The sequence below is a fragment of the Kutzneria sp. NPDC051319 genome (genome assembly GCF_040682195.1).
Taxonomy (GTDB): Bacteria; Actinomycetota; Actinomycetes; order Mycobacteriales; family Pseudonocardiaceae; genus Kutzneria.
The window spans coordinates 40,128-61,605 of sequence record NZ_JBFBAM010000044.1; the positions used below are offsets into that span (position 1 = coordinate 40,128).

Here is a 21,478-nt window from a genome sequence, read left to right on the forward strand (position 1 = left end):
CTAGACGCCGTGGCTCCCCGATGCGTTGCTCGCTGTGCTCAATGGTTCGCTCGCAAGCTCGCTCACAGCTCATCCATCGCCTTGTAGATCCGCTTCTCGGAGACCGGGTAGGCGGTGCCGAGGGTCTGCGCGAAGTAGCTGACCCGCAGCTCCTGGATCATCCAGCCGATCGTGCGCAGCGGCTTCTCCACCGGCTCGCCCGGCGGCACCGCGTCCAGCAGCGTCCGGTACTCGGCGTTGATCTCGGCGATCTCCGCGGTGCGCTGCACGTCCCGCTGCGGGTTCTCCGGCAGCTTCTCCAGCCGCCGCTCGATCGCCTTGAGATAGCGCTCGACGTCCGCCAGCCGCTGGAAGCCGACCTCGGCCGCGAAATCGGCGTGGACCAGGCCCCGCAGCTGGGCCCGGATGTCCCTGACCGAGGCGTCCGGGGCGAACTTGGCCGCCGCCAGCTGCCGCTCCACGTCCTGCGCGGCGTTGAGGACCCGTCGCACCCGGTTGACCACGTCCAGCACGGTCTCGTTCAGCCCGGACCGGGCCCGGACCAGCAGTTTCTCGAAGCCGGCCTGGTCGAACACGGGCCCGCCGCCGTCGGCGACGAGCTTGTCCACGGCCGTGGCGATGCAGTCGTTGAGCAGCGCCGGCACGCCGCCGTGCGGGTTGCGGCTCAGGGTCAGCTTGGCGTCGTTGGTGAGGCTGCGGACGACCATCTTCACCGGCGAGGGCAGCTGGAGCAGCAGCAGGCGCCGGGTGCCCAGCACCATGGCCGCCCGCTGCTGGGCGGCGCTGTCCAGCAACTTCACGTCCACGTGGTCGCCGCGGTCGACCAGCGACGGATACGTGGTGACCTCGTAGCCGGCGACGGCCTGCCGGTGCGTGCGCGGCACCGTGCCGAAGTCCCAGGTCGTGACGCCCGTGCGCTCGATGTCGTTGGGGGCGGCGGACAGGGCGGCCCGCATGGTGGCCCGCAGGTCCTCCTTGATCGCCGCCAGGTTCTTGCCCTCGGCCAGGGTCCGGTCCCGCTCGTCGACCACGTGGAAGGTGGTCTTGAGGTGGTCGGGCACCTGGTCCAGCTGCCACGCCTCGCGCGGGATCGTCACGCCGGACAACGCGCCCAGCTCGCGTTCCACCGACTCCAGCACGTGCTGGTCGTTCGGGCCCAAACGGTCCACCACGGCCTTGGCGAAGGTCGGGGCGGGCACGAAGTTGCGGCGGATCTGCTTGGGCAGCGACTTGATCAGCGAGGTGACCAGTTCCAGCCGCAGGCCCGGGATCTGCCAGGCCAACCCGTCGCCGTCGACCTGACCGAGCACCGGCAACGGCACCCGGACCGTGACGCCGTCGGCGCGCTGCCCCGGCTCGAACCGGTAGGTCAGCGGCAGCTCGACGCCGCCCTGGGTCCAGTGGTCCGGGTAGTCGGCCGCCGTGACGCCGTCCGCGCTGTCGTTGATCAGCATGTCCGGGTCGAAGGTGAGCAGCTCCGGGTCTTCCCGGCGGGTCTTCTTCCACCAGGTGTCGAAGTGCCGCACCGAGACGACTTCCGCGCCGACCCGCTTGTCGTAGAAGTCGAACAGGGTCTCGTCGTCGACCTTGATGTTGCGCCGGCGGACCCGGTCCTCCAGCTTCTCCACGTCGTCGAGCAGCTTGCGGTTGTGGTGGAAGAACTGGTGGCTGGTGCGCCACTCGCCCTCGACCAGCGCGTGCCGGATGAACAGCTCGCGGCTCACCTCGGGGTCGATGCGGCCGTAGTTGATCCGCCGCGCGGCGACGATCGGCAGGCCGTACAGGGTGACCTTCTCGGTGGCGATCACCGCGCCCTGCTTGGCTTCCCAGTGCGGTTCGCTGTAGTTGCGCTTGACCAGGTGCGCGCCGAGCTTCTCGGCCCACTCCGGCTCGATCTTGGCCACCACCCGGGCCCACAGCCGGGACGTCTCGACCAGCTCGGCGGCCATCACCCACTGCGGCTGCTGGCGGGACAGCGCCGAGCCGGGGAAGATCGCGAACTTGGCGCCGCGCGCGCCGAGGTACTCGCTGGGTCCCTTGCGCGGCACACCCTTCGTGACGACGTCCTTCATGCCCAGGTGCGACAGCAGGCCGGTCAGCAGCGACACGTGGATGCCGCGGGTGTCGATCTCGCCGCCGTTGAGCGACACGCCCTGGCCCTTGACCACCTGGCGCAGCTGGGCGTAGATGTCCTGCCACTCGCGGACCCGCAGGTAGTTCAGGAACTCCGCCCGGCACATCTTGCGGAACTGGTTGGAGGACAGCTCCTTCTGCTGCTCCCGCAGGTAGTTCCACAGGTTCAGGAAGCTGATGAAGTCGCTGTCCGGGTCCCGGAACCGGGCGTGCTGCTGCTGGGCCTGCTCCTGCTGCTCGGTCGGCCGCTCGCGCGGGTCCTGAATGGACAGTGCGGCTGCGATCACCATGACCTCGCGCACACAGCCGTTCTCCTCGGCGGCGACGACCATGCGGGCCAGCCGGGGGTCGACCGGCAGCTGGGCCAGCCGGCGGCCGATGGCCGTCAGCTTGTCCTTCTCGAGGGCGCCCAGCTCCTGCAGCAGGCCGATGCCGTCGTTGATGTTGCGGCGGTCCGGCGGGTCGATGAACGGGAAGGCCGCGATGTCGCCGAGGCCGGCGGCGATCATCTGGAGGATGACCGAGGCCAGGTTGGTGCGCAGGATCTCGGGATCGGTGAACTCCGGCCTGCTCTCGAAGTCCTCCTCCGAGTAGAGCCGGATGCAGATGCCCTCGGAGACCCGGCCGCAGCGGCCCTTGCGTTGGTTGGCCGAGGCCTGCGAGATGGCCTCGATCGGCAGCCGCTGCACCTTGAGCCGGTGGCTGTAGCGGGAGATGCGGGCGTTGCCCGGGTCGATCACGTACTTGATGCCGGGCACCGTCAGCGAGGTCTCGGCGACGTTGGTGGACAACACGACGCGGCGGCCGGTGTGGCGCTGGAACACCCGGTGCTGCTCGCCGACCGAGAGCCGCGCGTACAGCGGCAGGATCTCGGTGTTCCGTAGGTCCTGTTTGGACAGTGCGTCCGCGGTGTCGCGGATCTCCCGCTCACCGGACAGGAACACCAGGATGTCGCCCGGGCCCTCGGCCTGGAGCTCGTCCACCGCGTCGAGAATGGCCTGCACCTGGTCGCGGTCCGGGTCGGCGTCCGGGTCCTCCGGATCGATGATCGGCCGGTAGCGGGTCTCCACCGGGTAGGTGCGGCCGGAGACCTCGACGATCGGGGCGTCGCCGAAGTGCCGGGAGAACCGCTCCGGGTCGATCGTGGCCGAGGTGATGATCACCTTGAGGTCGGGGCGGCGCGGCAGCAGCTGCTTGACGTAGCCCATGATGAAGTCGATGTTCAGGCTGCGCTCGTGCGCCTCGTCGATGATCAGCGTGTCGTAGCGGGACAGCAGCCGGTCGCTCTGGATCTCGGCCAGCAGGATGCCGTCGGTCATGAGCTTGACCAGCGTCTCGTCGCCGACCTGGTCGGTGAAGCGGACCTTGTAGCCCACCACCTGGCCCAGCTCGGTGTGCAGCTCCTCGGCCACCCGCTCGGCCACCGTGCGGGCGGCGATCCGGCGGGGCTGGGTGTGGCCGATCACACCGCGCACGCCCCGGCCCAGCTCCAGGCAGATCTTGGGCAGCTGGGTCGTCTTGCCGGAGCCGGTCTCGCCGGCCACGATCACGACCTGGTTGTCGCGGATCACGTCCAGGATGTCCTGCCGGCGCTGGCTGACCGGCAGTTCCTCCGGGTAGCTGATGCGCGGCACCGCCGCCACCCGGGCGGCCAGCTTGGCCTGCGCGGCCAGCACCTCGTCGTCGATCTGCTCCAGCGCGGCGCGGCGTTTCGCCTCGTCACGGATCTTGTTGGCGCCGTCGACGCGCCGACGCAGCCGATGCTCGTCGCGCAGCATCAGCTGGGGCAGTTCGAAGGGGGCAGCAGTCACCGGTAGCGATCCCATTTGGTTTCTCAGGGTAGTCACCCGCGGTTCGGACACGCGCGCGGTTTTCTCTCCCCTCCAGTCTAGGTGACCGGCGGGCCTGCCATGATCTGCTGGTGCCGCATCCCGACAGCACGCTGCTCCGCTCGCTGAACACGGCCATCGACGACGGCCTCCGCGCCGCCGTCGGCGAGTCCCGCCGGGTCTCCCTGGTGCACTTCCCCGACCCCGACTCCCCCGGCGAGCCCGCCGCGTGGCTGGGCACCCGGATCGCGCTGCGCCGGCTGGGCGTGCGCGTGGCGTACCAGTGCCTCGGGGACACGCTGGCCACCGACGCCATCGAGGGACCGCTGCTGCTGGCCGGCGGCGTGAAGGTCGGGCGGGAGGCGCCGGCCGTGCCCCTGGCCGATCTGAAGACGCCGCATCTGGCCTTGGCCCTGGGGGCTTTACCGCGGCTGGGCAGCGTCGAGGTCGACGTGCTGTGGCAGTGCCCCGGCCCGCCGCCCGCGGGCGTGAGCAGCCGCGTCGTGACCTGGGGTTCGCCCGAGGCGGGCTACACGCCCCGGCAGCGCGTGGCCGCCAAGGCCAACGCCGAGCTCCGTGCCCGGGCCTTCCGTGACCCCGAGTTCGCCCGCCGGACGTGGCGCGCGTTGTCCGCCACCTTCGTGCCGCTGGCCAAGGCGCACGTCCAGTACGCGTTGACCGTGCTCGGCGGCGGGCGGGTGCTGGTGACCGACGACCTGACCGGGCACCTGCTGGCCCTGCTGGCCGGGATTCCCCACGTGGTGGTCGGGGACCTGCCCGGCGGCGTGCCGGAGAGTTCCCTCGTGCGGGTCGCCGTGGACGTCGACACCGCCCGCGAGCTGGCCCTGGAGCTGCTCTAGCGCCTGGCGCTCGGGCGGCGCGCCACCCGTTCAGACTTCTGTAGTTCTGACTAGAAGAGTCGTGGTCACTGGTTTCAGTAGAGGTCCGGGTTCGGGTGTGTCTCCGACAGCACCCGCCCCGAGCACCCCATGTCCTGGTAGTAGCCCCACACTTGGCCAGCTACGGGTAGCCGCCCCGTTCAGCACTTCTGGACACAGCCCCGCCCGCCGGTTCTCCAGCAGGCCCAGCGATCCCAGTCCCAGTACGCCTCGCAGCTGTTGCAGTTGCCACCGATTACTGGTACCCCTGGCACAGTCGGTTCGGCTCCACGCCATGCATTTGCCCGTGCCGGTGTTGCAGATCAGCCCGTTCGACGCCGACGCCGGACCCGCCATCCCAGCACCTATGCCACGGCCGCCCGGCCACCACAGGGGCCTTGCGTGTGAATGTGAACATCGCCCAAGTATTGGCAGGCCTTCGGCCCGACCACCAGGGAGCCATTCCCGAACCGCCCGAGAAATCAGTTTAGGACACACAGGAGCAGGAGCCGAACTCCGACATCATTTGGCACACCTAAGCGGATCCACCAAGCTCTTGAATGAACGAAACCCGTTCCGCAATCGCAGCGGTCAAATTTGCCGTTGACAACTCAAGCAACGGCTCATCGTAGATTCCTTCACCATTAACCGAGCGAATGAAGCACGCAGCATCGTAAAGCCCGTCGCGAACAAGACGTTGAAACAGAAGTTGATACCGATCAGCGTACGATGAATTGTCAAACATCCTGTCGGCATTGTACAACAAATTGGCCGTATCGCGTTGAACCCTCACTGACGCATCGGCGTATTCCAAAACGAAAACAAATCCAAGCCACGGCTTGACCGCCCCAAAGAATCCTTGCGCATTCGCACGCCACAGGTCGACAGCGTTGCCAATCGCCTCTTCGGTCCGATTGTTGAAGTTATTACCGAAAGAACCTACTTGCGACTTGCACTCAATTGCTGCAACCAAAATATCTCCATAGGTTACAACAATGTCCCAGTTCTTTGTCCGCCTATAGTATCCCGGAAGTGTCAACTTTCCCCTGCTTCGAACCCTAACACCAAGGTCGACTAGCGGCTCAAACTGGCGGGCGATCAACTCTTGCAGTGCGTTAAGATGCAGGCCACCCGTCACCGCTCCACGCGTGCCTGAATCTATCCTGCCCGAGTCAAACTGCTTTTGCTGCTGCAGATTGCGACCCGCCCAAAATGCCCTAATAGCCGCATCGTAGTCTTCGAAGCCCACTGCCACAGTTCATCCTCCCATAGTCAGGAGGTAAGATCATACTCCGACAAATCTATGCCGTAAGCAGCGGCCGCCGCACGCGTCGCCCCGTCCGCATCGCGTTTTCTGAACGCAACACGGAGTGCCTGCTTGACAGCTTCACTGATCTCATCTTGTTTGGGCACGCGGATTCGCTTGAGATACTGAGCCTGAAATCGCAAGGTCCCTCCACGCATACGCACACAGTAAGCCTCAATAAATGCCTGAGCAATCCGGGACAACAGAATTCCACCAAGAACTTCCATATCCCAGGTATCGGAAGTCACATAATACAGATTATGATGTGGATAATGACCGCCCGACTCCAGAACAGGGTGAATGGTCGTCTTCATATCCTGAAGAAGCAGCTTCGCCCTGCCCGTAAGACCGGGCTGCACCTTGTCGATCGTACGATACCACGAGGACGGATCTTTCTTGGCAACAAACCGCATCCGAAGAGCCGGATAGCGGGATAGATACGCCGCCAGCTTCGGATATTCAGCGAGCGACACGAGCGACCCATCATCATTCCATGGATTGATTAGATAGTTTCGCTGCCAATCGAACGTGCCAGACATAAGATCGCGACGCATTGCCAGCGGCAAGATACGACTCTGTTCGACAACACCAGGATCCTTAACTACGTAGACTTTATCCGCGCCGGTCGCGATCCCGATGGACACCTTCGTTCCAGTGTTCGAGCCATGGAGAGGCTCGAACTGGTCGTTGAGGTACTCGATCAACGCCAAGCGACCGGGAGAACCCGTCGGCCACAGCTCGCTACCATCAAACCAATGTGGCAGCCTGTGCGCTTTCACACCTACACCCGAGAACTCTTCAAAACCGTCATCCGACGCAGCCTTTACAAGAGCGGCCGCGCCGACCGCGCCGAATTCCTTAGATGTATCGGCAACAACGGCGGACACTTGAGGACGATTCCCGATGACCGTGATCGCCGGATATGCGGATACTGACGATTCAAATGCGTCAACGTCGTGCATGGTCCAGACATGTTCGACGGCATAATTGCTGGCAATCAGTTTACGCAGGTCAGCACCATACTGGTTCCGCATCCAGCGGTCGGCGCAGATAAATCCAACCCTGCCTTCAGGCTTGAGTAGACGTAGCGATCGCTCGATAAAACCAACGTAGATGTCACCCCGGCCGCGCATTGTTGGCCACCTGGAGCGGTATCGCGCCGCAAGATCCTCCGACAAATCATCATAACGAATATATGGCGGATTACCGATCACAACGTCGACACTGGGCTCCTCCACGCCAAGGAGAAGGAAGTCAGCGTAGGAAACCCATTTCTCTGCCATCGCGCTTGCGACGGGCTCTGCGACGCCGGCACTGGCTAGGAGGCTCCGACACAAGGCGCGGCAGACTCCCACATGCTCGTCCTGAAGGTCGTACGCGCGGATGGCGTCACCTAGGGAGCTGAGGTCACGGTCGTAGGCCCGAGCGCTTGCGATGAGCCGCTCAACCACAGGTACCAAGAACGCCCCTGAACCACAGGCCGGCTCAACCAGCCGCAGCGTGGCGAGATCGCGATCTGTGGTGTACGCAGTGAGGTCGAGCAGTACATCAACCACCCATCTGCGGGTGAATACCTCGCCATAGTTCCGGGTGCCAGTGGCTACGAGTGTCACGGGCACAGCTTAGGGACAGACCCTGACAGCCCCGGCGGAGACACGGTCCACCGGCCAGTATGGGTTCGTGGAGAACGCCACTGGTGCGCCGTTGACGGCTCAGCTCGCAGACCTGCTGGCGGGGGCAGGCCGGTGATGGATGTGGACTGGAGGCGGGAAGCGCTGGCGTTGGCGGGGCGGTTGCGGGAGGCCGGGGATCTGACGGATGCGGCCTGGGCGGCGGCGGTGGCGGCGACGCCGAGGCATGTGTTGGTGCCGAAGGCGTATCAGCAGGGGGAGGACGGCGGCTGGGAAGAGGTCGACACGGTGGAGAGCGGGCTGGCGTACTCGACGACGACGCTGGTGACGGAGCTGGACGGGGACGGCCGGCCGGTGTCGTCGAGCACGAAGCCGGATCTGATGGTGCGGATGCTGGAGGCGCTGGACGTCCGGGACGGGCACCGGGTGCTGGAGATCGGCACGGGCACGGGGTACAACGCGGCGCTGCTGGCCAAGAGGCTCGGGGATGAGCGCGTGTACTCGGTGGACGTGGACCCGAGGCTGGTCGCGACGGCTGGGAAGAGGCTGGCGGAGTTCGGGTGTCGACCACGGCTGGCGGCGAAGGACGGCATCGGGGGATGGCCGGAGCACGGACCGTACGACCGGATCATCGCCACCTGCGCCGTGCCGAGCGTTCCGAGCGCCTGGATCGGGCAGGTGGCCGAGGGCGGCAAGGTGCTGGTGGACGTCAAGGTCAACACGGGAGCGGGCAACCTGGTGCTCCTGACCAGGCACGAAGACCGCCTGGAAGGCCGGTTCACGAAGCGGTGGGCGGCGTTCATGGGGATGCGGCACGACGTCAAGGCCGGAAAGACGGTCGAGAGCCCGAAGGCGGCGGGGGAACGGCAACGGACGACGACGGCGCCGCGGCGGCCGTGGGACGACCACCGCGAGGTCTGGTTCCTGGCCGGCCTGGGGCTGCCGAAGGAAATCCGGTACGGCTACGTGCTGGACCCGGCCACGCGAGAGCCGACGGCGTCGATGCTGCGGGCGCCGGACGGCTCGTGGTGTGAGGCGTGGGACGGCGGGGTGCGGGAGGCCGGCCCGACGTCGCTCTGGGCGGAAGTCGAGCGGGCCTACCGGATGTGGTGCGACTGGGGCGAACCGGGCTGGGAGCGCCTCGGTCTCACGGTGACCCCGGACGGGCAGTGGTGGTGGCTGGACGAACCGAGCAGGCGGATCAGCCCCACTGGTACTTGAGGAACTTGCCGTCGAGGGTGACGACGACCCGCTCGCCGCCCGGGTCCTCGCGGCGGTCGACGTCGATCTTGAAGTTGATGGCGCTCATGATGCCGTCGCCGAACTTCTCGTGGATCAGCTCCTTGATGGTCGGCCCGTAGACCTGGAGCACCTCGTAGAAGCGGTAGATGGTGGGGTCGGTGGGCACGGGCGTGTCCAGGGCGCCGCGAGTGGGCTGGGCGACGAGGGCGGCGACGTCCTCGGGCCCGAGTTCGAGGATCTGGGCGACGGTCTCGGCTTGCTCGACGCTCATCGGATGCTGCCCGAGCAGGGCCGAAGTGACCCAGGCCAAGGGCGCGTCGAGGGTGTCGGCGAGCTGCTGCCAGGTGAGGCCCAGCCGGGCCTTGGCGGCCAGCACGGCGGCGGCGGTCTCCCGCTTGGTGGTCATGAGCGGCACGGTAGTCCGAGATGCCCGTTCACTGTTGATTTTCTGGCCGGCGGACAGGACTTCCGGACGGTTCGCATCGGAAAAAGCGTCGGTAGCGTCGGGTGCCACTCGTAACCCTGCGACGAGCGGACATCATCTATGCGAGCGAGTATTTTCCGGCGCATCGGCGCCGGTCTGGTGGCGTGCACGGCGGTGGCGCTGATGGCGCCGGTGGCCGGCGCGGCAACAAGCCAGACGGCACAGGCGGACGTGGCGGGCGTGCAGCGCGGTGACGCGGTGCGGCAGGCGACGGCGCAGCAGAAGGAGTCGTTCCTGACGGCGCACGAAGGCCTGCTGGGCCGGCGGCTGAGCGGGCACGCGGTGGCGGCGCCGGCGACGATCCACCCGTCGGCGGGCACGGCGTTCATCAACACGGGCAACAACCAGGGCGCGTCGGCGGCCCAGAGCGTGAGCACGGCGGTGAAGCCGACCAACGGCGGCACCACGATCTACACGCCGACGCTGTACCCGGCGGGCGGCTCGTGCATCGAGGTGACGACGGTGTACACCAATTCCACGCAGGCGGTCGAGGCGTGGGACTGGTGCAACCACATCGACTTCGAGGCCTCGGTGGCGATCAACTCCTCGTTCGTGAGCAAGTACACGAGCGGCGGCGCGTACACCACGCAGATCGTGAAGACGACGGGCAGCACCTGGGTGGCCTACCTCTACAACTACAGCACCAAGGCCTACGACAAGCTCTACACGTCCTCGGGCAGCACCCAGGCCGGCACGACCGGCTGGGACGTCAACGAGCTGTACTCGGAGCTGCAGAGCAACGGCCAGAGCTACGCCTGCGCGGACATGGCCGGCAAGACGTTCTCGGCCAACAACATCCAGGTGAGGCTGGGCAGCACCTGGACGGCGGCGGCCCCCGGCAACTCGGACACCCGCTTCGACTCGGGCGACGCGGCCTACAAGTGCTCCAGCCGCACCTACACGATGGTCAACAAGTACAACCACTGGCAGGTCGTGGGCTGACCCGGCGGGGCCCGGCGCGGGCGGATACCCGCTTGCGCCGGGCCTTCACACTGATCGGGACATGAACGAGAGACTGAGGGCGATCGCCCGCGACACCGTCGCCATCTGCGACCGGGGCTGGTACGAGACCAAGAGCGGCCGCACCGAGATCCGGGTCGCGCCCGAACAAACCACACTGCACCTGCCGGACGAGCCCCTGAACCTGCCGCCGCAGCGGCAAGAGCTTCCCCGCGTCGAGGTGACGAACGAGTCGACGCTCCAAGCGGCCCAACGGATCCACGGTGCCGCGCTGGTGTTCGCGTCGGCCCGCAACCCCGGCGGCGGCTTCCTGAACGGGGCGCGGGCGCAGGAGGAGAGCATCGCCCGCAGCTCGGCGCTGTACCCGTATTTGCTCACGGCCGGCGACTTCTACGCCCACCACCGCGCCCACGAGGACCTCGCCTACAGCGACCGGGTGATCCACTCCCCCGACGTGCCGGTCTTTCGCGACGACCAGGGCAACCTCATCGAGCCATACACGGTCTCCTTCCTCACGGCCGCGGCGCCGAACCGAGGGGCCGTCGTGCGCAACCAACCCGGGCGGGCCAAGGACATCCCGGCGATCCTGCACCGCCGGGCGGCGCGCGTGCTCCAGGTCGCGGCGGCCAATGGCCACACGCGCCTCGTGTTGGGGGCGTGGGGATGCGGGGTCTTCGCCAACGACCCGATCACCGTTTCGCAGGCGTTCCGGGCCGCGATGGACGAGAATAGGCACTTCGAGCACATCGTCTTCGCGGTCCTGGGGGCACCGAACCTGGCCGCCTTCAACGAAAGCTTCGGATGAACCTGGATCCCCGCACGATCGCGGCGGCCGCGCTCGGCCGCGACCCCGGCCCGCTGGTCAAGGCCAGGAGCCTGTCCAATCTGGTCTTTCTGGGCACGGACGTCGTGGTGAAGCTCTGCGACCGCCACGCCAGGCTGAGCCGGGAGGCCACGCTCACCCGGCACCTGCCGGCCGGTGTCGCGGGCCCCGCTGCTTGGCCAGCGGCGTGCACGACAACGTCGACTACGCCTGCTACGCCCGGATGCCGGGGGCCTCGCCGAGCATGGAGGCCATTGATGCCAGGACCGCGCGCGGGCTGGCCGGGCAGGCGATCCAGCGACTGGAGCAGTTGCACGACTGGACGCCGCCGGCCGAGGTGGTGCCCACGCTGAGCGAAACCCTCGACCACGGCGGCTTCACTACCAGGGAGGCGTTCGGGGAGGAGATCGACCGCGTCAAGGACGCCGTGCCGCCGAACGTGCTGGACGGCCTGAACGCCATCGCCGAGAACGCTCCGGCGCGGGCCGTGACCACAGTCCCCGTGCACGCGGATTGCTTCTGGGACAACTGGTTGGCCGACGGCGACACCGTCACGGCGCTGCTGGACTTCGAGTGGGCCCGCTTCGGCGAGCCGCTGGACGACTGGTTCTTCCTGATCCGCTTCAGCGGCCGGCACGCGACGGACGTGCTCGATCTCGTCGCCGACCGGACGGCGCTGCCCAAGGACGTGCTGCGGGCCGGATGCGAGCTGCGGGAGGCGAACTTCGTTGTCTCCGATCTCCGCATCGCCATGGCCGAAGAGCCGGAGGCCGTCGCCGATCAGCTCCGTCGACTCGAGGAGCTGATCGCCGGCCGCTACTGGTGGAGCCTGCCCCGCAGCAGCATGGCGTAGAGGGTCAGCCCGGGACCGAAGGCCAACATCACCACGTGCCCCTTGGCCGGCAGCAGCCGCTGCAACACCAGCAGCACGGTGGCCGAGGAGCAGTTGCCGTGCTCGGACAGCACGGCCCGCGAGGCGTCGAGGGCGTCGGAAGGCAGCCGCAACACCTCCTCGACGGTCTCCAGGATCCGCGGACCACCGGGATGCACGGCCCAGCCGGCCACCGATTTGACGTCGTTGCGCCGGAGCAGCTCCTCGACCGCGGGCCGCAGGTGAACGGCCAGCACATCGGGCACCTTGGGCGACAGGCCCATGCGAAAGCCGAGGTCGGTGACGTCCCAGGTCATGTGGTCGGACGTTCCCGGATCGGTCACGGCCACCAGGTCCACGACCTCAAGCCCGCTGCCCGGAGTGAGCACGGTGGCCACGGCGGCGTCGCTGAACAGGGCGTGAGCCACGACCTGGTCCCGGGACAGGTCCGGCTGGACGTGCAACGAGGTGAGCTCCACGTTGAGCAGCACCGCCGGACGAGAGTGGGCGGCGACGTAGTCGGCCACCGCGCCCAGGGCGGGGATGGCGGCGTAGCAGCCCATGTGCCCGAACACGAGTCGCCGCAGGTCGGAGGGCATCCCCAGCTCGGCGGCCACGTGCACGTCCACGCCGGGGCTGGCGTAGCCGGTGCACGAGGCGACGGCGAACAGGCCGACCTCCGAGGCCGCCAGGCCGGCGTCGGCCAGCGCCGCGGAGACGGCCAGGGAGCCCAACGGCAGGGCCTCCAGGGCGTAGCGGCGCATCCGCTGCCCGGTCGACCACCCGGACACGTCCTCGACCAGCGGATTCACCACGGCATGCCGCCGCACCACGCCTGAGTTGGCGAAGATGCGGGACCCGAAGCCGGGCGAGTCGACGTGGCCACGGAAGTAGCCGTCCCACAGCTCCTGCTGCGACACGGCGGCCGGCAGCGCCCGCCCCATGCCGGCGATCGATACGGCGGTCATCCCGCCTCCTTAATCCCACGGCCCTGGAACAGGACTGCCGTCGACGCCGACGGCACGATCTCCACTCTGCCCCTCCGACGCGGCAGCCACCGGACCAGCTGCGGCACGGACGGACGAATACCCCGTAACGAGAGCGGCACACCGGCCCGGGCGCACAGACGCACCAGCCGCCGCCGGTTCACGAACAGCGCCGGGTCGTGGATGCCCCGCGGCACCCCGGGCACCCGCTCCGCCACGGTGATGGCCAGGAGCCGGGCGATCGCCGTGTCGGCCAGGGTGTCCAGGACGAGGAGCCCACCCGGCCGCAGGACTCGGCAGGCCTCCGTCACGGCGGTGTCCAGGTCGGTGACGTGCTCCAGGATCTCCCCCGCCACGACGACGTCGGCGCACCCATCACCCAAAGGTAGGTGAAGCACGTCACCCTTGATCGGCACGACCCCGTGTGCCCGGGCCTGGCGTAGGGCGCTGGCGGCCATGTCCACGCCGACATGGGTGTAGCCGAAGCCGGCGATGTGGGGCGCGAGCAGCCCGCCGCCGCAACCGAGATCGATGAGCAACGCCCCAGGTCGCCCCGCGAGTGGCACCAGCGCTCCCCGGGCCGCCGCGAGCCAGTGCAGCATGGCGAAGGCGCCGTCGGGCCGCCACCACTGACCGGCCAGATGGTCGTATCGCGCCGTGTCGTCACCCACCCGCTCCACACTTCCACTTTCATGGTTCAGTAGCCCGGTCACCGCCCGGATGATTTGATCGTCCGGCACACGCTGGAAGGAGCGGCAATGCGTCCCTGGCCGGGCACTTCCTACCCGCTCGGCGCCTCCTACGACGGCGCCGGCACGAACTTCGCGCTGTTCTCGGAGGTCGCAGAGTACGTCGACCTGTGTCTGTTCGAGGCGGACGGCACGGAGACCGTGGTGCGCCTGCCCGAGGTCGACGGCTTCGTGCACCACGGCTACCTGCCGGGCATCGGTCCCGGCCAGCGCTACGGCTACCGCGTGCACGGCCCTTACGAGCCGGCGAACGGCCTGCGCTGCAACCCGAACAAGCTGCTGATCGACCCGTACGCCAAGGCGCTGGACGGCGTCGTGGACTGGGACGAGTCGCTGTTCGGCTACCGCTTCGACAGCCCGGACGAGCGCAACGACGCCGACTCGGCGCCGCACCTGCCCAAGTCGGTGGTGATCAACCCGTTCTTCGACTGGGCCGAGGACCGCCGCCCGCGCACGCCGTACCACGAGACGGTGATCTACGAGGCGCACGTCCGCGGCACCACGATCAACCACCCGTTCATCCCCGAGGACCTGCGCGGCACCTACTCGGGGCTGGCCCACCCGGTGATGATCGAGCACTTCACGCGGCTCGGGGTGACGGCGGTCGAGCTGATGCCGGTGCACCAGTTCATCGACGACCACCACCTCACGCAGCGTGGCCTGACCAACTACTGGGGCTACAACACGATCGCCTTCCTGGCCCCGCACAACCGCTACGCCTCGCAGGGCGCGCTGGGCAACCAGGTGCAGGAGTTCAAGGCGATGGTGCGCTCGCTGCACGACGCCGGCATCGAGGTCATCCTGGACGTGGTCTACAACCACACGGCCGAGGGCAACCAGATGGGCCCGACGCTGTCCATGCGCGGCATCGACAACGCCGCCTACTACCGGCTGGTCGACGACGACCCCCAGTACTACATGGACTACACCGGCACCGGGAACTCGCTCAACGCCCGCAATCCGCACACGCTGCAGCTGATCATGGACTCGCTGCGGTACTGGGTGACCGAGATGCACGTGGACGGTTTCCGCTTCGACCTGGCGGCTACCCTGGCGCGTGAGTTCTACGACGTGGACCGGCTGTCGGCGTTCTTCGACATCGTGCAGCAGGACCCGGTGGTGAGCCAGGTCAAGCTGATCGCCGAGCCGTGGGACGTCGGCCCCGGTGGCTACCAGGTGGGCAACTTCCCTCCACTGTGGACGGAGTGGAACGGCAAGTACCGGGACACCGTGAGGGACTTCTGGCGCGGCGAGGCCGGCACGCTGGGCGAGTTCGCCTCTCGCATCACCGGTTCCTCCGACCTGTACCAGGACGACGGCCGGCGGCCGTTCGCCTCGATCAACTTCGTCACCGCGCACGACGGCTTCACCCTCAACGACCTGGTGTCGTACAACGACAAGCACAACGAGGCCAACGGCGAGGACGGCAACGACGGGGCCGACGACAACCGGTCCTGGAACTGCGGCGCCGAGGGCCCGACCGAGGATCCCGGGGTGCTGGCGCTGCGGGCCAAGCAGCGGCGCAACTTCATCGCCACCCTGTTCCTGTCGCAGGGCGTGCCGATGCTGCTGCACGGCGACGAGCTGGGCCGGACCCAGCAGGGCAACAACAACGTGTACTGCCAGGACAACGAGACCTCCTGGATCGACTGGTCGCTGGCCAAGGACAACGCCGACCTGGTCGAGTTCACCGGCCGGATGGCGGCGCTGCGGGCCGAGCACCCGGTGTTCCGGCGACGCAAGTTCTTCCAGGGCCGCCCGCTGCGCAAGGGCGACGACCGCCGCGACATCGCCTGGTTCAACCCGGACGGCGAGGAGATGACCGAGGCCGACTGGGACACCGACTTCGGCCGGGCGGTCGGCGTCTTCCTCAACGGCGACGCCATGGACGAGCTGGACCGGCGCGGCGAGTGGGTCACCGACGACTCGTTCCTGCTGTGCTTCAACGCCTGGCACGAGGCCGTCGACTTCCGGATCCCGGGTGGCGACTACGGCAGCAACTGGCGGGTCGTGGTGGACACGTCCGTCGGGGCGCACGAGCCGCCGAGCACCGAGTTGGAGGGCGGCGCCACGTTGCCCATCCCGGCCCGGTCGCTGGTCGTCCTGCAACGGAGTGCCGAATGATTCCCTCGTCCACGTACCGGATCCAGTTCGGGCCCGGCATGGGTTTCGCGCAGGCCATGCGGGTCGCCGGCTACCTGCAACGGCTCGGTGTCGGCGCCCTGTACGCCTCCCCGCTGCTCCAGGCCACGCCCGGCTCCACGCACGGCTACGACGTCACCGATCCCACGTCGACGTCGGCCGGGCTCGGCGGCGAGGTCGGGCGGCAGGCGCTGCACGACCGGCTGCGCGAGCTGGGCCTGGGTTTCGTCGTCGACATCGTGCCCAACCACGTCGGCATCTCGGAACCGCAGGCCAACCCGTGGTGGTGGGACGTCCTGCGCTACGGCCAGGAGTCCGAGCACGCTGCCAAGTTCGACATCGACTGGTCGCGTGGGCCGATCATGGTGCCGATCCTCGGCGACGAGCACGGCCTCGAAGAGCTGCGCGTGGACGGCGAAAAACTCGTCTACTACGAGCAGATGTTCCCCATCGCACCCGGCACCGAGGGCGGCACGCCGCAGGAGGTCCACGAGCGCCAGCACTACCGCCTGGTGCACTGGCGGACGGCCAACACCGACCTGAACTACCGGCGGTTCTTCGACATCAACACCCTGGCCGCGGTGCGGGTCGAGGACCCCGAGGTGTTCGAGGCCACCCACGCCCACGTGCTGAGCTGGGGCGTGGACGGCCTGCGCATCGACCACCCGGACGGCCTGTCCGACCCCGGCGGCTACCTGCGCCGGCTGCGGGACGCGGCCCCGGACACGTGGATCGTGGCCGAGAAGATCCTGGCCGTCGGCGAGTCGCTGCCGGTGTCGTGGCCGGTCGCCGGCACCACCGGGTACGACGCCATGCGTGAGATCTGCGGCTTGTTCATCGACCCGAGCGGCGAGCCGCCGAACGCGGGATCGCTCCAGTTCCTGGAAAACCGGTGCAAGACGACGGCGGCGAGGACGCTGCTGCGCGCGGAGGTGCGGCGCATCAACGCGTTGCTGCCCTTCGACGACGAGGAAGCCGTCATCGAGCTGCTGTCCATGTTCCCGGTCTACCGCAGCTATCTGCCGGCGGGCCGGGCCTCGCTGGAGCAGGCCGCCTCGGGCAATCCGCGGTGCGCGGAGATCGCCCGGCTGATGATGGCCGACCCGCACGGCGAGCTGGCCACCCGCGTGCAGCAGACGTCCGGCATGGTGATGGCCAAGGGCGTCGAGGACACGGCTTTCTACCGCTACAACCGTTTCGTGGCGCTGAACGAGGTCGGCAGCGACCCGTCCCGGTTCGGCGTGCCGCCGACCGAGTTCCACGTGGCGATGCAGGCGCGCGAGGCCGGGTCGCCGGAGACGATGACGGCACTGTCCACTCACGACACCAAACGGGCCGAGGACGTCCGCGCCCGGCTGGCCGTGCTGTCCGAGGTGGAGTTCGAGACCGCGTTCGCCCGGTGGTCGGAAAAGCGGCCGCTGCCCGAGCGTTCGCTGACCCGCCTGGCGTGGCAGACGCTGGTCGGCGCGTATCCGATCAGCGCCGACCGGCTGCGGGACTATCTGGCCAAGGCCGCCAAGGAAGCCAAGATCGCCACGTCCTGGGTGGACGGCAACCCCGAGGTCGACAAGGCCATCGCGGCCTGGCCGGACGACGTGTTGGGCGACACGGCGCTGATGGCCGAGGTGACCGCGCTGGTCGACACGATCACGCCGGCCGGCTGGTCGAACTCCTTGGGGCAGAAGCTGGTGCAACTGGCCGGCCCGGGCGTGCCGGACGTGTACCAGGGCACCGAGCTGTGGGACTTCTCGCTGGTCGACCCGGACAACCGGCGGCCGGTGGACTTCGAGCAGCGGGCGGCGCTGCTGGCCCGGATCGATGACGGCTGGCTCCCGGAGATCGACGCGTCCGGCGCGGCGAAGCTCCTGGTCACCAGTCGAGTGTTGCGCCTGCGGCGGGAGCGGCCGGAGTTGTTCACCGGGTACCGCGTGGTGCCGGCGCAGGGCCCGGCGGCCGAGCACGCGGTGGCGTTCTCCCGTGGCGACCGACTTGTCGCATTGTGCACGAGACTGCCGATCGGCCTGGCGTCCGCCGGGGGTTGGCGCGATACCGTGCTTCCGTTGCCCGCCGGGGAGTGGACCGACGTGATCACCGGCCGATCCACGAGCGAAGCTCCCCTGCTGTCCGACCTGTTGTCGCAGTACCCGGTTGCCTTGGTGGTGCGCTCGTGACCGAGTTCTCCGTGTGGGCCCCGAACCGCTCCCGTGTTCGCGTCCACAATGGACCATCTGTGCACGAGATGACCCGGGCCGACGACGGCTGGTGGCGGGCCGAGGTGCCCGACGCCGCGCCGGACTACGCCTTCCAGCTGGACGACTCGGACGACGAGCTGCCCGATCCGCGTTCCCGCTGGCAGCCCGACGGCGTGCACGCCCGATCCCGGCGCTACGACCACTCGGCGTTCGAGTGGACGGATTCCGCCTGGACAGGCCGGCAGCTGCCCGGCGGCATCGTGTACGAGCTGCACATCGGCACGTTCACGCCCGAGGGCACCTTCGACGCGGCCATCGGCAAGCTCGACCACCTCGTCGACCTCGGCGTCGACTTCGTGGAAGTGTTGCCGGTGAACGCTTTCGACGGCCCGCACGGCTGGGGTTACGACGGCGTGCTCTGGTACGCGACCCACGACCCGTACGGCGGTCCGGACGGCTTCAAGCGGTTCGTCGACGCCTGCCACAACCGGGGCCTGGCCGTGCTGCTGGACGTGGTCTACAACCACCTCGGGCCGTCCGGCGCCTACCTCGACCGCTTCGGGCCGTACTTCGCCGGCGAGACGATCTGGGGCCCGACCCTCAACCTCGACGGCCCGCAGTCCGACGAGGTGCGCCGGTACGTGCTGGACAACGCCCTGGGCTGGCTGCGTGACTTCCACGTCGACGGCCTGCGCCTCGACGCCGTGCACGCGCTGGCCGACCGCCGGGCCACGCACCTGCTGGAGGAGCTGTCGTCCGAAGTGGACGCTCTCTCCGCCCACGTGCGCCGACCGCTCACGCTCATCGCCGAGTCGGACCTGAACGACCCCAAGCTCGTCACCCCGCGCGAGGCCGGCGGCTACGGCCTGCACGCCCAGTGGAGCGACGACCTGCACCACTGCCTGCACTCCACGCTGACCGGGGAGACCACCGGCTACTACGGGGACTTCGGCTCGCTGCAAGCGCTTGCGGCCACGCTGACCGGGGTTTTCCTGCATGCCGGCACCTGGTCGGAGTTCCGCGGCCGCCACCACGGCCGGCCGGTGAACACGCTCACCACGCAGGGCCACCGGTTCCTCGGCTACCTCCAGAACCACGACCAGATCGGCAATCGCGCCACCGGCGACCGGTTGTCCGCCACTGTCTCCCCCGGCCTGCTGGCCTGCGGGGCGGCGATCGTGCTCTGCTCCCCGTACACGCCGATGATCTTCATGGGCGAGGAGTGGGCGGCGTCGACGCCGTGGCAGTTCTTCGCCTCGTTCCCGGACCCGAAGCTGGCCGAGGCCGTGCGCACCGGCCGCCGCAAGGAGTTCGCCGACCACGGCTGGGCGGCGCAGGACGTGCCGGACCCGATGGATCCGGCCACCTTCGAGCGGTCCAAGCTGCGCTGGGAAGAAGCCGCCGACAGCGAAGTGCTGGCCACCTACCGGGCCCTGATCGCCTTGCGGCGCAACCACCCCGAGCTGTCGGACCCCCGGCTGCACCAGTTCACCGTCGACCTCGACGAGGACCGCCGGGTCGTCACCCTGCACCGCGGCGGCCTGCGGGTCGTCTGCAACCTCGGCGGCACACAAGTGGACGCCCCGGGAACCGTGCTGTTCAGCTCGAAGTCCCCGGGTGCGCCCGAATCGGTGACGGTGGTGGCCTAGCTGGCGCGGGTCTTGACGCGCCTGCGGGTGGCCGAGATGACGGCGCGGCGCTCGTTCTCGCCCATGCCGCCCCAGATGCCGTAGGGCTCCTGCACCTGGATGGCATGCCGGAGGCACTCGGCGCGCACAGGACAGGAATGGCAGATACGCTTGGCCGTGGCCTCACGAGCCTGCCGCGCGGAGCCCCGCTCGCTGTCCGGGTGGAAGAAGACAGCGCTGTTGGCGCCGCGGCAGGCGCCGAGGCGCTGCCAGTCCCAGTTCTCCGAGACCGGGATGGGTAGCCGGTGCACGTCGGCCATGTGCGCCTCCTGAGGGAAGTACTTGTCGTCCGCCATCTGGTACCCGAACGCCGCCTACCCAAACCCCGGGTTTGGCGATCTCCCCCGACCGGGTATCCGGGGCCCGTGGACGAGGTGAGATTCGGCCCCGAACTGCTCGACCGGCTGCTCAGACACCTGGTCGAGTGCGTGCCCGGCTGCGACGGAGCCGGGATAAGCACCAATTCGCGCAGCCTGCGCGCGCTGGGCTCGGCCGTGGACCACGACGACGAGCAGTGGCAGCGCGGCGAAGGCCCGGTCGTGGCCGCCGCGGCCGGTGAAGAGACCCTGGTCGAGGCGCTGCCGGACGGCCTCACCTGGGTCACCGCCGTGCCCAGCAGCTGGACCCGGGAAGGCCCGTCGGTGCTGTCGGTGTACACCGCCCACGAGCCCAAGGAGGACGACCTGCGGGTCATCGACCAGGTCGAACCCCTCCTGGCCACCGCCGCGGCCGTCATCGAGTTCTGCGCGGACGAGACGCTGCGCGCCGACCAGATGGTGCGGATGGTGCAGACCCGCCGGCTCATCGAGCAGGCCAAGGGCCTGGTCATGGGTCGGGTCGGCGGCGACGCCGGGGCGGCGTTCCGCACGCTGGTGCGGGCCAGCCAGCACTTCAACGTCAAGCTGAGCGACCTGTCCGCCGGGCTGGTCGAGGTGGTCGGCGGCGCGCCCGTCGGCGACCAGGAGCCGGACGCGGGCCCGACCACGGCGCCGCCGCCGCCCGCCGTGCGGGCCGCCCGGGTGACGTGGCAGGCTCTCGGATGATCATCGACGACCCCGGCTTGTGCGGCTCTCGGCCGCTCCGTACGGTGTCCAGCGCAGCGGTTGAGCAGCCAGCCGCCGCGTCTTCGTCGGTGACGATGCCCCGGCAGCCCCATTCCGTGGACGTGAGGACAGTGGCCTGACCGTGACCGAGAACAGCAGCGCGCTCCCCATCGAGGTGGTGGTGGACCGGCCCGCCGAGGGCGTGGTCGTGGCCACCGTCAGCGGGGAGGTGGACATGCTCACCGCGCCCAGCCTGCGGGCCGTGGTGGCGGCGGAGCTCGACGACTGCAAGGTGTTGGTGATCGACCTGTCCGCGGTCGGCTTCCTGGGTTCGGCCGGGCTGGCCGTGCTGGTCGAGGCCTCGCACGAGGCCCAGCGGCAACAGGTGGAGCTGCGCCTCGTCGCGAGCGGCCGGTCGGTGCGACGGCCGTTGGAGATCACCGGGCTCACTGAGGTGTTGACCACGTTTCCCAGCCGGGACGACGCGGTCGGCGCGCCCGGCTAGCGAAACAGGGGGAAGA

17 protein-coding genes are annotated in these 21,478 nt (G+C 68.6%); 10 read left to right on the forward strand and 7 right to left on the reverse strand.

The features are described 5' to 3' along the window. Window positions 1–62 precede the first annotated feature (62 nt). Entirely contained in the window at window positions 63–3,944 is a 3,882-nt protein-coding gene (gene hrpA / locus AB0M73_RS32655; protein WP_363898787.1) for an ATP-dependent RNA helicase HrpA, read from the reverse strand. A gap of 110 nt (window positions 3,945–4,054) precedes the next feature. Here hrpA and AB0M73_RS32660 point away from each other — a divergent pair, with 110 nt between their 5' ends. Beyond that, a complete protein-coding gene (locus tag AB0M73_RS32660) occupies window positions 4,055–4,822 on the forward strand; it encodes a hypothetical protein (protein WP_363898790.1) in 768 nt (255 codons plus the stop codon). Between the two features lie 553 nt (window positions 4,823–5,375). Here AB0M73_RS32660 and AB0M73_RS32665 read toward each other — a convergent pair. Both AB0M73_RS32665 and AB0M73_RS32670 read right to left on the reverse strand, forming a co-directional pair. Further along, window positions 5,376–6,095, reverse strand: a complete 720-nt coding sequence (locus AB0M73_RS32665; protein WP_363898793.1) for a PaeR7I family type II restriction endonuclease — start codon at window positions 6,093–6,095, stop codon at window positions 5,376–5,378. 17 nt (window positions 6,096–6,112) lie between these two features. Then, window positions 6,113–7,759 carry an Eco57I restriction-modification methylase domain-containing protein gene (locus AB0M73_RS32670; RefSeq protein WP_363898796.1) on the reverse strand — a complete coding sequence of 549 codons (1,647 nt, stop codon included), beginning with the start codon at window positions 7,757–7,759 and terminating at the stop codon, window positions 6,113–6,115. Window positions 7,760–7,894: 135 nt separating this feature from the next. On the opposite strand from AB0M73_RS32670, the gene AB0M73_RS32675 reads away from it, so the two are divergent. Further along, window positions 7,895–8,998 carry a methyltransferase domain-containing protein gene (locus AB0M73_RS32675; protein WP_363898799.1) on the forward strand — a complete coding sequence of 368 codons (1,104 nt, stop codon included), beginning with the start codon at window positions 7,895–7,897 and terminating at the stop codon, window positions 8,996–8,998. Here AB0M73_RS32675 and cynS read toward each other — a convergent pair. Continuing rightward, window positions 8,979–9,425: a cyanase gene (gene cynS / locus AB0M73_RS32680; RefSeq protein ID WP_363898802.1), complete on the reverse strand. Its 447-nt coding sequence runs from the start codon at window positions 9,423–9,425 to the stop codon at window positions 8,979–8,981. The genes AB0M73_RS32675 and cynS overlap by 20 nt on opposite strands. Before the next feature lie 138 nt (window positions 9,426–9,563). Here cynS and AB0M73_RS32685 point away from each other — a divergent pair, with 138 nt between their 5' ends. The 3 genes from AB0M73_RS32685 (at window position 9,564) to AB0M73_RS32695 (ending at window position 12,139) form a co-directional block, all read left to right on the forward strand. After that, entirely contained in the window at window positions 9,564–10,445 is an 882-nt protein-coding gene (locus tag AB0M73_RS32685) for a hypothetical protein (protein WP_363898805.1), read from the forward strand. 61 nt (window positions 10,446–10,506) lie between these two features. Next, a complete protein-coding gene (locus AB0M73_RS32690; protein ID WP_363898808.1) occupies window positions 10,507–11,268 on the forward strand; it encodes a TIGR02452 family protein in 762 nt (253 codons plus the stop codon). Window positions 11,269–11,473: 205 nt separating this feature from the next. Next, on the forward strand, window positions 11,474–12,139 hold the full coding sequence (locus tag AB0M73_RS32695) for a phosphotransferase (protein ID WP_363898811.1): 666 nt from the start codon (window positions 11,474–11,476) through the stop codon (window positions 12,137–12,139). Here the strand turns inward: AB0M73_RS32695 and AB0M73_RS32700 are convergent. Together AB0M73_RS32700 and AB0M73_RS32705 are read right to left on the reverse strand one after the other, a co-directional pair. After that, window positions 12,103–13,125 (reverse strand): 3-oxoacyl-[acyl-carrier-protein] synthase III C-terminal domain-containing protein, encoded by a 1,023-nt coding sequence (locus AB0M73_RS32700; RefSeq protein ID WP_363898814.1) that lies wholly within the window; start codon window positions 13,123–13,125, stop codon window positions 12,103–12,105. The two genes, AB0M73_RS32695 and AB0M73_RS32700, sit on opposite strands and share 37 nt — an antisense overlap. Beyond that, entirely contained in the window at window positions 13,122–13,856 is a 735-nt protein-coding gene (locus tag AB0M73_RS32705) for a methyltransferase domain-containing protein (protein ID WP_363898817.1), read from the reverse strand. The genes AB0M73_RS32700 and AB0M73_RS32705 overlap by 4 nt, the downstream gene beginning before the upstream one ends. 45 nt (window positions 13,857–13,901) lie before the next feature. Here AB0M73_RS32705 and glgX point away from each other — a divergent pair, with 45 nt between their 5' ends. Genes glgX through treZ form a run of 3 tightly spaced genes read left to right on the forward strand, consistent with a single transcriptional unit; the run spans window position 13,902 to window position 19,875 of the window. After that, the gene (glgX, locus tag AB0M73_RS32710; protein ID WP_363898819.1) at window positions 13,902–16,016 is read left to right on the forward strand and encodes a glycogen debranching protein GlgX; all 2,115 of its coding nucleotides are present in this window, start codon (window positions 13,902–13,904) and stop codon (window positions 16,014–16,016) included. Beyond that, window positions 16,013–18,205 (forward strand): malto-oligosyltrehalose synthase, encoded by a 2,193-nt coding sequence (gene treY, locus AB0M73_RS32715; RefSeq protein ID WP_363898822.1) that lies wholly within the window; start codon window positions 16,013–16,015, stop codon window positions 18,203–18,205. Before glgX ends, treY begins: the two co-directional genes overlap by 4 nt. Then, window positions 18,202–19,875, forward strand: a complete 1,674-nt coding sequence (treZ, locus tag AB0M73_RS32720; protein WP_363898825.1) for a malto-oligosyltrehalose trehalohydrolase — start codon at window positions 18,202–18,204, stop codon at window positions 19,873–19,875. The genes treY and treZ overlap by 4 nt, the downstream gene beginning before the upstream one ends. Here treZ and AB0M73_RS32725 read toward each other — a convergent pair. Then, window positions 19,872–20,174, reverse strand: coding sequence for a WhiB family transcriptional regulator (locus AB0M73_RS32725; RefSeq protein WP_363898877.1), 303 nt, complete (start codon window positions 20,172–20,174; stop codon window positions 19,872–19,874). The genes treZ and AB0M73_RS32725 overlap by 4 nt on opposite strands. Window positions 20,175–20,279: 105 nt before the next feature. On the opposite strand from AB0M73_RS32725, the gene AB0M73_RS32730 reads away from it, so the two are divergent. Together AB0M73_RS32730 and AB0M73_RS32735 are read left to right on the forward strand one after the other, a co-directional pair. Further along, entirely contained in the window at window positions 20,280–20,957 is a 678-nt protein-coding gene (locus tag AB0M73_RS32730; RefSeq protein WP_363898828.1) for an ANTAR domain-containing protein, read from the forward strand. Window positions 20,958–21,099: 142 nt separating this feature from the next. Then, the gene (locus tag AB0M73_RS32735) at window positions 21,100–21,462 is read left to right on the forward strand and encodes an STAS domain-containing protein (RefSeq protein ID WP_363898831.1); all 363 of its coding nucleotides are present in this window, start codon (window positions 21,100–21,102) and stop codon (window positions 21,460–21,462) included. Window positions 21,463–21,478 lie beyond the last annotated feature (16 nt).

Excerpts from the sequence above, each read along its gene's own strand:
- AB0M73_RS32675 (WP_363898799.1), top strand. The coding sequence starts at position 7,895 with ATGGATGTGGACTGGAGGCGGGAAGCGCTGGCGTTGGCGGGGCGGTTG.
- cynS (WP_363898802.1), bottom strand. The coding sequence starts at position 9,425 with ATGACCACCAAGCGGGAGACCGCCGCCGCCGTGCTGGCCGCCAAGGCC.
- AB0M73_RS32685 (WP_363898805.1), top strand. The coding sequence starts at position 9,564 with ATGCGAGCGAGTATTTTCCGGCGCATCGGCGCCGGTCTGGTGGCGTGC.
- AB0M73_RS32690 (WP_363898808.1), top strand. The coding sequence starts at position 10,507 with ATGAACGAGAGACTGAGGGCGATCGCCCGCGACACCGTCGCCATCTGC.
- AB0M73_RS32700 (WP_363898814.1), bottom strand. The coding sequence starts at position 13,125 with ATGACCGCCGTATCGATCGCCGGCATGGGGCGGGCGCTGCCGGCCGCC.
- glgX (WP_363898819.1), top strand. The coding sequence starts at position 13,902 with ATGCGTCCCTGGCCGGGCACTTCCTACCCGCTCGGCGCCTCCTACGAC.
- treY (WP_363898822.1), top strand. The coding sequence starts at position 16,013 with ATGATTCCCTCGTCCACGTACCGGATCCAGTTCGGGCCCGGCATGGGT.
- AB0M73_RS32725 (WP_363898877.1), bottom strand. The coding sequence starts at position 20,174 with ATGGCCGACGTGCACCGGCTACCCATCCCGGTCTCGGAGAACTGGGAC.